The following is a 12,141-nucleotide window of genomic DNA, read 5'->3' as shown; positions in this document are numbered from 1 at the left end:
AAAGGCGCGCGACAGCAGCTGCTGCAGGCGCTCCCCGACCTCGGGCCGGTCGGCCAGGCCGAGCTCGGCCGATTCGCCGAGCAGGAGGCCGTCGAGCGCGGGCGGAAGCGCGCCATGGATCGCCGACTCGTTGGTCAGCGTGGTCTGGGCCTTGCCCTCGCTGCGATAGATGCGCACCCGGTCGAACAGGCCGCTCTCCAGGAGCATGTCGAGCCGCGCGTTGTCGATCGCTCCGGCCGCGTCACCGCGAGCGTCCGAAGCAGCGGAGTCGCCGATGTCGAAGCGGATCGTCGCCAAGGCCGCCGAGGCGCCTCGCAGGGACGGGCCGGCCGTCTGTTCGAGGCGGTAGACGCTGCGCGCCGGCTTGCGAAACCAGGCCAGCGCTTCGCGTGTCCGCGCCGTGGGCGCGTTCAGTGCAGCGAGGTACGGGGCGCTGCCGAGGACCTGCGGGTCGCGGGTCTCGTAGAACATCAGGAAGCGGTCGCTGTCGAGCGTCGATCGGTACCGCCGGCCGCGCAGGAAGCCGTCGATCCCCACCCGCTCCGGAATGTGCTCGCAGTTGTGCCAGCGCTGGAACGCGAGCTGGTCGGCCGGATCGATGTTCGACCAGAAGGCCATCAGGCCCGTTGCGCTGGCGTCCATGGCGGCCGCCGTCGGTTCAGAAGGCGCCGGCACGGACCTGGTAGCCGGTGGGCTTGCCGTGCTGGGGCATGCCGCGACTGATCCAGTCGGCCACCCAGTCGAGCATCGTGGCCAGGGCCACGCGCGGATAGCCGAACAGGCGTTGCGCCTGAAGCGTGTTGTTGACCCAGGCCGTGGGCTGTTCGACACCCGAGTAGACGGGCTTCTTCCCGAAGCGGCGGCCGAACTCCTCGGCCACCATGCGCACGCTCGCCAGCTCGGGGCCGCCGACGTTGAGCGGCGACGTCGGCGTCGTGCAATGGAGCAGCGAGCGAAGGATCTGCTCGTTGGCATCGCCCTGCCAGATCACGCTGGCGTGGCCGGTCTCGATGTCGATCGGCGTGCCGCTGAAGACCCAGTTGGCGATGTCGACGAGGACGCCGTAGCGCATGTCGATCGCGTAGTTGAGGCGGATCAGACGGCCCGGCGTACCCCAGACGCGCGAGCCGTACTCGAACGCCCGCTCCCTGCCGACACAGGAATTCGCATAGTCGCCGATGGGCCCCGGCCGAACGGACTCGTCCCAGCCGTGCGACACGACCGGAGCGAACGGATAGACGCACAGGGTCGAGAACGCGACGATGCGCGATGCCTTGAACTCGCGCGCCACCGTGGCCGGCACCAGCGTGTTCATGGCCCAGGCGAAGGACGGGTCGGAGTCCGTTCCGAACTTCTTGCCGGCCATGTAGACCACGTTGGCCAGCTTCGGCAGGCGGGCGACGGACTCCGGCTCGAGCAGGTCGCAGCGGATCGTCTCGATGCCCCAGGACTGCATCTGCTCGGAGAGCCCGGCTTCGGAGAAGCGCGCCACGCCGACGACGCGCTTGCCGGGCGCCGCCCGCTTCGCCATGCGCGCCAGTGTCGGGCCGACCTTGCCGGCGACTCCGAGGACGACGATGTCGCCGTCGAGCCGCGCGAGATCGTCGATCAGCGCCTGCGACGGGGTGGACAGCAGGTCCTCGAGGTGCGCTTCGTCCTCGATTCGCCCGGGGAGCCGATGGGGAGATGACATGCCGACCTCGTCCTAAGTAAGCTATTAGTTACGACAGTCTAGGCACCGGTCCGCCCGCCCCGTTCTAGCGTTTTCCCTCGCTAGGATGCTCGCCACGCATTCGACTCCGCCTCCGCATGTCCACCCTTCTCTCCACCGTCGCGCAATGGATGGCCTCGGCCCGCCGGGTCGTGGTTCTCACCGGCGCCGGCATCTCCACCGACTCAGGCATCCCCGACTTCCGCGGCCCGCAGGGCGTGTGGACGCGCAACCCGGCGGCCGAGAAGCAGTCGACGATCCAGAACTACCTGGCCGACGCGGAGGTCCGCAAGGCGGCCTGGCGCTCGCGCGTCGACCACGGCGCCTGGACCGCGCAGCCGAACGCGGGCCATCGCGCCCTGGTCGAGCTCGAGCGGCGCGGCAAGCTGCATGCCCTCGTGACGCAGAACATCGACGAGCTGCACCAGCTCGCCGGCCAGTCGCCCGAGCGCGTGATCGAGGTGCACGGGACGATGCGGCGCGTGATGTGCTGGGGCTGCGGCCGCCGCGCGCCGATGCAGGACGCGCTCGAGCGCGTCCGCGCCGGCGAGGCGGACCCGCACTGCAGCGACTGCGGCGGCATCCTGAAGAGCGACACGATCTCGTTCGGGCAAGCGCTTGTCCCGCAGGTGATCGCCCGGGCCATGGACGTCGCCGCCGAAGCCGACCTGCTGCTCGCCGTCGGCACGACCCTGCAGGTCTATCCGGTCGCCGGCATGGTGCCGATCGCGGCCCGTGCCGGTGCGCGGATCGTCATCGTCAACAACCAGCCGACGGCCATGGACGGCGTGGCCGATGCGGTGCTGCGCGAGCCGATCGGTGTCGTGCTGCCGGCGATCTGCGGCGCCGGGCCCGCAGAAGGAAGCTAGGCGGGCACGACCTCGTCGGCCCAGACCTTGAAGTGCTCGAGCGTGTTCGGGCCGAAGGTGCTCGACAGGGCGACGTCGCAGGCGTCGCGGCCGCGCGCCATCAGCACCCGGCCGATGCGCGGCACGTTGTTGCGCGCGTCGAAGGTGTACCAGCGGTCGCCGAGCCAGGCCTCGAACCAGCCGGCGAAATCCATCGTCCCGTACGGCGGCTCGGTGCCCATGTCGCCGAGGTAGCCGGTGCAGTAGCGGGCGGGGATGTTCATGCAGCGGCAAAGCGCCACCGCCAGGTGGGCGTAGTCGCGGCAGACGCCGACCCCTTCGTTGTACGCCTCCCAGGCGGTGCGGGTGCGGCGCGCATGGTGGTAGCCGAACTCGATGTGCCGGTGCACGAAGTCGCAGATCGCCTGGACGCGGGCCCAGCCGGTCGGGCCGTGGCCGAAGCGCTGCCAGGCGATCTCCGAGAGCTGGTCGGTCTCGCAATAGCGGCTGCCGAGCAGGAAGACCAGCGTCGACTCGGGCAGGTGTTCGATCGGCGTCTGCACCGCGTCGGGCGCCACCACGTCCGGCAGGCCGCTGTCGCTGACCAGGGCATCGGTGCGGATGACGATGCGGCCGGCCGGCGCGAGGATGCGGCTGCACCAGTTGCCGAACAGGTCGCGGTACGACGACATCGGCACCGCCGGTGTGGTGAGGATGAGGTCGGGCCGGACGAGGTCGGAGGCACGCTCGTGGTGAATGTTCAGGACCAGCAGCATCGGCGTCGGCTGCGGGCAGCGGAACGCCATCTCGAACCCGACCCGGATCTGCACGCTGACTCCTGTTCGCTCTATGACGGGGCGAGGCACGCGAGATGCGTGCCAGCCGACGAAGTATGACGGCGCCGGTTCAGCGCTTGGCCGGCCCCGCGCCCCGCATCGCGCGCAGGCGGCCGACGACGCCGCTCGGGAAGTAGTACACCGAGAGCACGAAGAGGATGCCCAGCCAGAGCAGCCAGCGGTCGGGCGAGACGACCTGCGCCAGCACCGGCACGCCTTCGACGGCGGTGGCGCCGAGCTTCATCAGGTCCTGCAGGTAGTTCTGGGCCAGGACCAGCAGCACGCTGCCGACGACGGCGCCGTAGATCGTGCCCATGCCGCCGATGACGACGATGAGCAGCACGTCGAGCATGATCTCGAACGACAGCGTCGTGTCCGGCCCGTTGTAGCGCAGCCAGAGCGCGAGCAGGACGCCGGCGAGCGTCGCGAACAGGGCCGAGAGGACGCTGGCGAGCGTGCGGTAGACGACGGTGCGGTAGCCGATCGCCTCGGCCCGGAAGTCGTTCTCGCGGATCGCCTGCAGGACGCGGCCGAACGGCGAGTTGACGATGCGCAGCAACGTCAGCACCAGCACCAGGGCCGCGAAGAAGAGGAGGTAGTAGGTGAGGAAGCGGCCGTCGATGGCGGCGCCGAGGAAGGGCTCGGCCGCGTACGCGGTGCCCGGCTGCAGCGCCTCCGGAACCTTGAACGTCAGCCCGTCCTCGCCGCCGGTGACGTCGGACAGCTGCGACGCCAGGGTCAGGAAGGCCGAAGCGACGGCGAGCGTGATCATGGCGAAGAAGATCGCCTTGACGCGCAGGCTGAACAGGCCGATCAGGAGCGACAGCAGCGCCGACAGCGCCAGCGCCCCGAGGGTGCCGGCGACCACCGCCGGCCAGCCCGGGCCCATCCGGATGCTGCAGATGGCGATGCCGTAGGCCCCGATCCCGAAGAACATCGTGTGCGCGAAGCTGACGATGCCGGTGTAGCCGAGCAGCAGGTCGAAGCTGGCGACCAGGACGATGAAGACGATGATCTTGGCGGCGACGTTGAGGGCCTTGGTGCCCGGGAAGATGAACGGCGTCAGGGCCAGGCCGACGACGATGGCGGCGAGCAGCAGCGCCAGCCAGCGGTTGCGCGGCAGGTCGTGCGAGAGCAGGCGGGCGAGCATGGTGCGGTCAGCGGCTGGTCACGGGATAGAGCCCCTGCGGGCGCCAGAGCAGCACGGCGACCATGAGTCCGATGCTGGAGAACATCGTCACCTTGGGCGCCAGGAAGCCGACGTAGTTCGTCATCAGGCCGACGAGCAAGGCCCCGACCAGGCAGCCCAGCGTCGAGCCGAGGCCACCCATGATGATGACGATGAAGATCAGCACGTTGACCTGGGCGCCGATCTGCGGAACGACGATCTGCTGGTTCATGCCCCACAGGCACCCGCCCAGGCCGGCGAGCGCCGAGCCGGCGACGAAGACGCCGACGAAGAGGCGGCGGATCCGGTAGCCCAGGCTCTCGACCATCTCGCGGTCCTGCACGCCGGCGCGGATGAGCAGGCCGATCTTGGTGCGATTGAGCGTGTACAGCAGCCCCAGCAGCACGACCGCGCCGACGACGACGGCGACGAGGCGGAGCTTCTCGACGCTGGCGTTGCCGAGGAGGATCGAGCCGCGCAGCGCCTCCGGCGGCGGCAGCGGGATCTGCGCCGGCCCCCAGACGATCTTGATGAGCTCCTCGCCGATGATCAGGCCGCCCATCGTCACCAGGATCTGCTTCAGGTGCTGGCCGTAGACCGGACGCACGAGCAACCGCTCGAAGCCCCAGCCGATGGCGCCGGCGAGGACCATCGCCGCGACCATCGCCAGCGCGACGACGGCGAGGTTGGTGCCGAGGTGGTTCGCCGTGGCCCAGTCGCCCGAGGCGGCGAACAGCGTCGTCGCGACGAAGGCGCCGAGGGCGATGAAGACGCCGTGGCCGAAGTTGAGCACGTCCATCAGGCCGAAGACGAGGGTCAGGCCCGACGCCGTGATGAAGATGATCATGCCCATCGCCAGGCCGGCGATGGTCAGCGTCAGCCAGGTCGACGACGAGCCTACGAACGGCCAGGCGAGCAGCGCCAGCGCCGCGGTCAGCAGCAGCGGCACGGCGTCGAAGCGCGTCTTCGGGATCGCGTCCGCGGCGGACGCGGCGGTGGCGACAGGGCTGGCGACGGTGCTCATGCGGTGGTCCCTGCGGTCAGTGGTGGGCGCCGAGCGAGAGCCCGAGCAGGCGATGCTGCAGGGCTGCGTCGTCGGCGAGCTCGGCCATGCCGCCGCGGTGCACGACGCGGCCGTCGTCCATCACCGCGACACTGTCGCCGAGGGCCCGGGCGACGGCGAAGTTCTGCTCGACGAGCAGCACGGTCGTCTGCGTCCGTTTCAGCTCGCGCAGCGCCGAGATCAGGTTCTGCACGATCGAGGGTGCGAGGCCTTTGCTCGGCTCGTCGATGAGGAGCAGGCGGCGCGGCTCGACCATCGCCCGGGCGATGGCCAGCATCTGCTTCTGCCCGCCCGAGAGCTTGCCGGCCGGATGGAGCCAGAACTTCTTCAGGGCCGGGAAGAGGCCGAACAGCCAGTCGAGCCGGGCCGCGTCGAGCCCGTCGAAACTTCGCGCCGCGCGCGCCGCCAGCAGCATGTTCTCGCCGACGCTCAGGTCGGAGAAGATGCCCATGCTCTCCGGCACGTAGGCGATGCCGAGCCGGGCGATCTCCGGCGTGCCGCGGGCGGGCGCCGACGCGTCGCCGGCCGCGCCCGGCCCGTTGATGCGCTGGCCGTCGAAGACGACGCTCCCGTTCGACGCCTTCCACAGGCCCATGATGGTGCGCAGCGTCGTCGTCTTGCCGGCGCCGTTGCGGCCGAGCAGCATCGTCACCTCGCCCGCCGGCACGGCGAAGTCGACCCCGTGCAGGATGTGGTACGCGCCGATGTGCGTGTGCACGCCGGCGAGCTCGAGGATCGGCCTGGCGGTGGTGCTCATGCCGGCGCGGCCTCGGGCGCCAGCCCGAGATAGGCCTGCTGGACGATGGGCGACGCGATCACCGCGGCCGGCTCCCCGTCGGCGACGAGCTGGCCGTTGTGCAGCACGATGATGCGGTCGGCGAGCTCGCGCACGACGTCCATCTTGTGCTCGACGAGCAGGATGGTCTTGTCGCGGTCGGCCTTCAGCCCGCGCACGAGCTCGAGGATCACCGGCACGTCGTCGACGCTCATGCCGGCAGTGGGCTCGTCGAACATGTAGACGCTGGGCTCCAGGGCGATGAGCATCGCCACCTCGAGCTTGCGCTGGTCGCCGTGCGGCAGGCTGCTGGCCGGAGCGTCGGCACGCTCGCCCAGGCGCACCCGCTCGAGCAGCTCGCGCGCCCGGGCCAGCGTCTCCCGCCGATCGAGCCAGACGGCGAACAGGCTCAGCCCCTCGTGCCGGCGCGACTGCACCGCCAGGCGCACGTTCTCGAGCACCGACAGGTTCGGGAACAGCTGCGTCAGCTGGAAGGCCCGGCCGAGGCCGAGGTGGGTGCGCGCCGACACCGTCTCCGAGGTGATGTCGCGGCCGTCGAGCCGGACCGAGCCGGCGCTGGCGCGCAGCTGGCCGGAGATCAGGTTGAAGTAGGTCGTCTTGCCGGCGCCGTTCGGCCCGACGATCGCCGTCAGCGTGCCCGGCTGAAAGGCGCAGGACACGCGGTCGACGGCGACGTGGCCGCCGAACCGGACGGTGAGGTCGCGGGTCTCGAGCACGGAGGGGTCACGTGCGCCGGCGCCGCACCGGAGTCAGCGCTTGTTCTTGATCGGGACGTTCATCTCTTCGGGCTTGATCTCCCGCACCATCTCGGGCACGCCCCAGGCGAACGCCGGATCGTTCTTGATCCGGGTGTGGAACATCGACTGCATGGCCTGGTGGTCCTCCTTGCGGAAGGTCATCTTGCCCTTGGGCGTCTCGAAGCTCATGCCCTCCATCGTCTTGATGAGCTTCTCCGTGTTGGTGTCGCCCGCGCTCTTCTTCAATGCCTCGACGACGGCGATGCCGGCGCTCATGCCGCCGGCGGTGAAGAAGTCCGGGGGGGTCTTGAACTTGCTGTAGTGGTTGGCAACCAGCCACTCGTTGACCGGGTTCTTGGGCAGGCCGAAGTAGTAGTAAGTGGCCCCTTCCATGCCGGCATAGGGCTTGTACGCAACCATCGCCGGCAGGATGTTGCCGCCGGCCGCGACCTCGATGTTGTGGCGCTTGAGGTCCATGTCGGCGACCTTGAGCGGGTTGCCGGCGCCGGCCCAGTAGAAGTAGATGATCTTGCGGCCTGGCTTGTCCTTGAGCGCATCGATGACGCGCTGGCCACCGGCGGTGAAGTCGCTCGTGTTCTGCGGCAGGTATTCCTCGTGGACGATCTTGGCCTTCTTGAGCGAGTCCTTGAAGGCCTTGATGCCGTCGCGGCCGAATGCGTAGTCCTGGGCGATGGTGGCGATCGTGACGTTGTCCTTGTCGAGGGCGACGGCGTTGGCGATCGCGTCCTGCGAGCTGTTGCGGCCGGTGCGGAAGATGTAGCGGTTCCACTTGTCGCCGGTGATCGAGTCGGCGACGGCGGGCTCGACGAGCAGGATCTTCTTGTACTCCTCGGCCACCGGCAGCAACGCGAGCGCGACTCCGGAGGAGGTCGGGCCGATGGCGATGTCGGCCTTGTCGTCGCCGTAGGCGGTGGCCAGCAGGCTCTTGCCGACGTCGGGCTTGCCCTGGTCGTCCTTCTCGATGACGACCAGCTTCTTGCCGGCGACGGTCATCGTGCCGTTGGTCGCGTACTCGAGCCCCATCATGAGGCCGGTCTGCGTCTGCTTGGCGTACGCCTCGAGCGGCCCGGTCTTGCTGTAGATGTGGGCGATGCGGATCTCGTTCTTGTTCTGCGCGGCTGCGGGCAGGCTGGCGCAGAGCGCCGCCACGGTGGCGGCGAGCAGGCGGCTGACGTTCATGGGACTCTCCTTGATGCGACGGCCGAGGGGCGCGAGGCGGCGGAGTTTAGGGGATCGTTCGGCGTTCGAGGGGCTGAACAGCCGCGTCACGGCGCGAGGCCCGCTGCGTCCGCTGGCAGGCGGCGTGCCGCCGACGACGTCCCGCGGATGCGTGCTATTCGGGATTGACGCCTGTTGCGAGGCAAGAAGAATGGGTCGCCACTCGTCCTCGCACCACGGAGATTGCATGCCCCCGTCCTTCGACTTCTCGCCTGGCCGGCGTAGCCTGCTGCAGGCTGCAGCGGCCGGATCGGCCCTGGCCGCGCCGTTCGCCTGGCCGGTGGCCCGGGCCCAGGCCTGGCCGGCGCGCCCGGTGACCTTCATCGTGCCGTTCCCGGCGGGCGGGGGCACCGACGCCTTCGCGCGCCCCCTGACGGCCGTGCTCTCGCGCAACCTGGGCCGGCAGGTGATCATCGACAACAAGGGCGGGGCCGGTGGCACCGTCGGCGCGGGCATGGCCGCCAAGGCGGCGCCCGACGGCTATACCTTCTTCGTGGGCGCGGTGCACCACGCCATCGCGCCGTCGATGTACCCGAAGCTCGACTATTCGATCGAGGCCGACTTCATCCCGGTGGGGCTGATCTCGAGCGTGCCGCAGGTGATCGTCGTCAATCCGCAGCGTGTCGCCGCCACCGACCTCAAGAGCTTCCTCGAACTGGCGCGCAAGAACCCCGGCAAGCTGAACTACGCCTCGGCCGGCAACGGTACGTCGCACCATCTCGCCGGCGAGCTGTTCAAGCTGCAGACCAAGACCTTTATCACGCACATCCCTTACCGCGGCGCCGGGCCCGCCCTGCAGGATCTGATCACCGGCCAGGTCGACGTGATGTTCGACGGCCTCGGCTCGTCGTCGGCGCACATCAAGAGCGGCCGCATCCGTGCCCTCGCAGCAGCATCGAGCAAGCGCGCGCCGGGCTTCGCCGACCTGCCCACTGCCGCCGAGCAGGGCCTGGCCAGCTACCAGGTCGCGACCTGGTACGGACTCTGGGCCCCGAAGGGCACGCCGAAGGAGATCGTCGACCAGATGCAGGCCGAAATGAAGAAGGCGTTCTCCACCCCGGATCTGCAGACCCTGTGGACGGGCCTCGGGACCGAGATGCCCAACCTCTACGGCGACGCCTTCGGCCGCTTCGTCGGCAGCGAGGTGAAGCGCTGGGCCGAGGTGGTGCGCACCTCCGGCGCCAAGCTCGACGGATGATGGAGAAGGTAGCGAACGCGAACCTCTTCGTCGCACTGCGCGGGGGCTTCCCGGCCGAGCTGGACTCGGCGGCGATCGAGAACGTCGAGGCCGGATCGGTCTACACCTGGCGCGACATCGAGCGGGCGACGGCGATGCTGGCCAACCTGCTCGCCTCGCTCGAGCTGGAGCCGGGCAGCCGCATCGCGGTGCAGGCCGAGAAGTCGGTCGAGTCGCTGCTGTTCTACCTGGCCGTGCTGCGCGCCGGCTATGTGTACCTGCCGCTCAACACCGCCTACAAGACCGACGAGATCGCCTACTTCCTGCGCGACGCCAGGCCGGCGGTCTTCGTGTGCGCGCCGAAGGACTTCGCCTGGGCCTCGAAGCTCGCCTTCGCTGCGGAGACGACCTACGTCTTTACCCTCGGCGACGACCGCGAGGGCACCCTGCTCGATCGAGCCACGCATTTCCCGGCCACCCAGGAGCCGGTTTCGCGGCGGCCCGACGACCTCGCCGCCATCCTCTACACCAGCGGCACGACCGGCCGGGCCAAGGGGGCGATGCTGACGCACGGCAACCTCGCATCGAACGCCGCGACGCTGAAGAGCTACTGGGGCTGGCGCACACCGGCCGAGGGCGGCGACGTGCTCATCCACGCGCTGCCGATCTTCCACGTGCACGGCCTGTTCGTCGCCTCGCACGGGGCGCTGCTCGCCGGGGCCCGCATGCTCTGGCTCGGCCGCTTCGACGCCGCCCGGGTCGCCGAGCTCCTGCCGCGCGCCACCGTCTTCATGGGCGTGCCGACGCTCTACGTCCGCCTCCTCGCCGAGCCCGGCCTGACGCGCCAGGCGTGCCGGAACATGCGCCTCTTCATCAGCGGCTCCGCGCCGCTCCTCATCGACACCTTCGACCAGTTCCGCGACCGCACCGGCCACACGATCCTGGAGCGGTACGGGATGAGCGAGACGGTGATGCTGACCTCGAATCCCTGCGATCCGGCCGACGGCGAGCGCAGGGGCGGCACGGTCGGCTTCCCGCTCCCCGGCGTCGGTCTGCGCGTGAGCGGCGACGGCGGCAAGCCCTGCCCGCCCGGAACCCCCGGGGCGATCGAGGTGCGCGGACCGAACGTGTTCGCCGGCTACTGGCAGATGCCCGAGAAGACGCGCGAGGAGTTCACCGAGGACGGCTGGTTCCGCACCGGCGACGTGGGCCTCGTCGACGAGCGGGGCTACGTCCGCATCGTCGGCCGCAGCAAGGACCTCATCATCAGCGGCGGCTACAACGTCTACCCGGCCGAGATCGAGAGCGTCCTGAACGAGCTCCCCGGCGTCGCCGAGAGCGCCGTCGTGGGCGTGCCGCACGGCGACTTCGGCGAGGCGGTCGTCGGCATCGTCGTGCCGCGGTCGGGCGAGGCACTCGACCCTGCCGCCCTGACGAAGGTGCTGAAGGCGCGCATCGCGTCGTTCAAGGTGCCGAAGGCGATCTTCATCGACGCCGAGCTGCCGCGCAACGCGATGGGAAAGGTGCAGAAGAACGTGCTCCGCGAAAGGCATCGCGGCCTGTTCGCCTAGCGCTCGAGGGTTTGTACTGAGCCGGTGCCCATGCAGAATGCCGGTCTTATCATGCGCCCTCCACCCCTGCCGCACAGTCACCCGACAGGCAGGACGTCTCGGCCGACCATGCTGTTGTTGACCGTTTCCGCAATCAAGCTGCTGGCGGAGATCGCTCTGATGGCGCTGGCGGGGCAGTTCCTCCTCGGCCTTCTTGCCGGGGCCAAGCGGGAGCAGAACTTCTTTTACCGCCTTCTGCAGGTGCTGACCAACCCGGTCATCAAGGCAGTTCGCTTCATGACGCCGCGCGTTGTCGTGGACCGACACGTTCCGCTGGCCGCGTTTGCCCTTCTTGCGTCGATCTGGATGGTGACAACAATAGCGAAGATCGACATCTGTCTTCGCGTGGGGATCGACCAATGCCGGTGAGGCCGAGCACCTGGAACTACGCCTGGCTGAAGCTGAGCGCCATGGCCTTGCTCGTGGTCGGGCGGCGCGCCGCCGCCCGATCCGTCTTCGACCGGATGCTCTCCCGTTTCCCGAGCGACGCGTATGCGCTGGCCAGCCGGGCCCACCTCCTCGCCGAAGAAGGCAGCACCGCCTTGGCCGCGGCGGACGCCCAGCGCCTGGTCGAAGCGCACCCGACCCGCCGTGCGGCCCACTGGTTCAACCTCGGCTTTCTCCGCGACCGGCTGGGCGAGCACGCCGCCGCCGAGGCGGCGTTCCGGCGTGCCCTCGACCTCGAGCCCAAGCTCGATCGCGCCTGGTACGGGCTGGCGCTGACTTTGATCCAGCAGGGCCGGCTCGAAGACGCCGTGGTCGCCCTGAAGAAGAACACCGAGCTGCAGCCGCTCAGCCCCTTCGGCTGGTACCAGCTCGCGCGCGTGCACGCGAACCGCAAGGAGCCCGAGAAGGCCAAGCGGATCATCGCGCACCTGAAGAATTTCGAGCCCAAGGTCGCCGCCCAGCTGGAGCGCGAGACCGGGCTGGCGGCGTGACGGCAGGCTGTCGCGCCA

The 12,141-nt window shown here is 69.5% G+C and carries 12 protein-coding genes and 1 pseudogene; 5 read left to right on the top strand and 8 right to left on the bottom strand.

Translation table 11 applies throughout. The annotated features are described in order from the left end of the window. Positions 1-642, bottom strand: a pseudogene (locus tag AC30N0_RS08055) (hypothetical protein); the annotation flags it as partial. A 16-nt stretch (positions 643-658) separates the two neighbouring features. Continuing rightward, positions 659-1,693 (bottom strand): NAD-dependent epimerase/dehydratase family protein, encoded by a 1,035-nt coding sequence (locus AC30N0_RS08050; protein ID WP_489517406.1) that lies wholly within the window; start codon positions 1,691-1,693, stop codon positions 659-661. Positions 1,694-1,809: 116 nt separating this feature from the next. On the opposite strand from AC30N0_RS08050, the gene AC30N0_RS08045 reads away from it, so the two are divergent. After that, positions 1,810-2,580, top strand: a complete 771-nt coding sequence (locus tag AC30N0_RS08045; RefSeq protein ID WP_489517405.1) for an SIR2 family NAD-dependent protein deacylase — start codon at positions 1,810-1,812, stop codon at positions 2,578-2,580. Here AC30N0_RS08045 and AC30N0_RS08040 read toward each other — a convergent pair. The 6 genes from AC30N0_RS08040 to AC30N0_RS08015 all read right to left on the bottom strand — a co-directional run bounded on the left by AC30N0_RS08040 (position 2,577) and on the right by AC30N0_RS08015 (position 8,359). Beyond that, positions 2,577-3,389, bottom strand: coding sequence for a transglutaminase-like domain-containing protein (locus tag AC30N0_RS08040; protein ID WP_489517404.1), 813 nt, complete (start codon positions 3,387-3,389; stop codon positions 2,577-2,579). The two genes, AC30N0_RS08045 and AC30N0_RS08040, sit on opposite strands and share 4 nt — an antisense overlap. 76 nt (positions 3,390-3,465) lie before the next feature. Continuing rightward, positions 3,466-4,545, bottom strand: coding sequence for a branched-chain amino acid ABC transporter permease (locus AC30N0_RS08035; protein ID WP_489517403.1), 1,080 nt, complete (start codon positions 4,543-4,545; stop codon positions 3,466-3,468). 7 nt (positions 4,546-4,552) lie between these two features. Next, positions 4,553-5,587, bottom strand: a complete 1,035-nt coding sequence (locus AC30N0_RS08030) for a branched-chain amino acid ABC transporter permease (RefSeq protein WP_489517402.1) — start codon at positions 5,585-5,587, stop codon at positions 4,553-4,555. Positions 5,588-5,603: 16 nt separating this feature from the next. Next, on the bottom strand, positions 5,604-6,383 hold the full coding sequence (locus AC30N0_RS08025; protein WP_489517401.1) for an ABC transporter ATP-binding protein: 780 nt from the start codon (positions 6,381-6,383) through the stop codon (positions 5,604-5,606). Next, complete coding sequence (locus AC30N0_RS08020) at positions 6,380-7,138, bottom strand: ABC transporter ATP-binding protein (RefSeq protein WP_489517400.1); 759 nt, start codon at positions 7,136-7,138, stop codon at positions 6,380-6,382. Before AC30N0_RS08020 ends, AC30N0_RS08025 begins: the two co-directional genes overlap by 4 nt. Before the next feature lie 33 nt (positions 7,139-7,171). Then, on the bottom strand, positions 7,172-8,359 hold the full coding sequence (locus AC30N0_RS08015; protein ID WP_489517399.1) for a substrate-binding domain-containing protein: 1,188 nt from the start codon (positions 8,357-8,359) through the stop codon (positions 7,172-7,174). Between the two features lie 226 nt (positions 8,360-8,585). Here AC30N0_RS08015 and AC30N0_RS08010 point away from each other — a divergent pair, with 226 nt between their 5' ends. From AC30N0_RS08010 to AC30N0_RS07995, 4 genes are all read left to right on the top strand, one after another. Next, positions 8,586-9,596 carry a Bug family tripartite tricarboxylate transporter substrate binding protein gene (locus tag AC30N0_RS08010; protein WP_489517398.1) on the top strand — a complete coding sequence of 337 codons (1,011 nt, stop codon included), beginning with the start codon at positions 8,586-8,588 and terminating at the stop codon, positions 9,594-9,596. After that, positions 9,596-11,146 (top strand): malonate--CoA ligase, encoded by a 1,551-nt coding sequence (locus AC30N0_RS08005; protein WP_489517407.1) that lies wholly within the window; start codon positions 9,596-9,598, stop codon positions 11,144-11,146. The genes AC30N0_RS08010 and AC30N0_RS08005 overlap by 1 nt, the downstream gene beginning before the upstream one ends. 108 nt (positions 11,147-11,254) lie before the next feature. Then, positions 11,255-11,554 (top strand): hypothetical protein, encoded by a 300-nt coding sequence (locus tag AC30N0_RS08000; RefSeq protein WP_489517397.1) that lies wholly within the window; start codon positions 11,255-11,257, stop codon positions 11,552-11,554. After that, the gene (locus AC30N0_RS07995) at positions 11,545-12,123 is read left to right on the top strand and encodes a tetratricopeptide repeat protein (RefSeq protein WP_489517396.1); all 579 of its coding nucleotides are present in this window, start codon (positions 11,545-11,547) and stop codon (positions 12,121-12,123) included. Before AC30N0_RS08000 ends, AC30N0_RS07995 begins: the two co-directional genes overlap by 10 nt. The last annotated feature ends 18 nt before the right edge of the window (positions 12,124-12,141 follow it).

The sequence above is a fragment of the Rhizobacter sp. genome, from assembly GCF_031412495.1.
In the GTDB taxonomy this organism is placed as follows: Bacteria; Pseudomonadota; Gammaproteobacteria; order Burkholderiales; family Burkholderiaceae_C; genus Schlegelella_A.
The sequence above is the reverse complement of the archived record's forward strand: the minus strand, read 5'-3'. Positions and strand labels throughout refer to the sequence as shown.